At 59.9% G+C, this 257-nt stretch carries 1 pseudogene; it reads right to left on the reverse strand.

Annotated features, from left to right (window positions below):
- Positions 1 to 25: 25 nt before the first annotated feature.
- Positions 26 to 257: pseudogene (locus AF337_RS33080) on the reverse strand (ABC transporter substrate-binding protein); the annotation flags it as partial.

Genomic DNA, 257 nt, shown 5'->3' on the forward strand with positions numbered 1-257 from the left:
GCTTGACAGCCGCCGGTCCCGATAGTCACCAGGCGTCGCCCTTGAGGGTCGTCAGGTCGGCTTCGAGAAGCTCAAGGTTCTCGGCAGCTGAGCCGCTGCCGGACAGTGTATTGTGGACCGCAGTCCAGAACTTCGAGGACACTTCATTGTACTTGACTTTGGCCGTCGCCGAAGGACGCGGCACCGCGTCCTGGAAGATGGGTTTCCAGTTCGGCATGAAGGGTTGCGCTGCGGCAACATCCTTGTCGTCATAAAGG

Source organism: Rhizobium ecuadorense (genome assembly GCF_001187535.1).
GTDB classification, from domain to species: Bacteria; Pseudomonadota; Alphaproteobacteria; order Rhizobiales; family Rhizobiaceae; genus Rhizobium; species Rhizobium ecuadorense.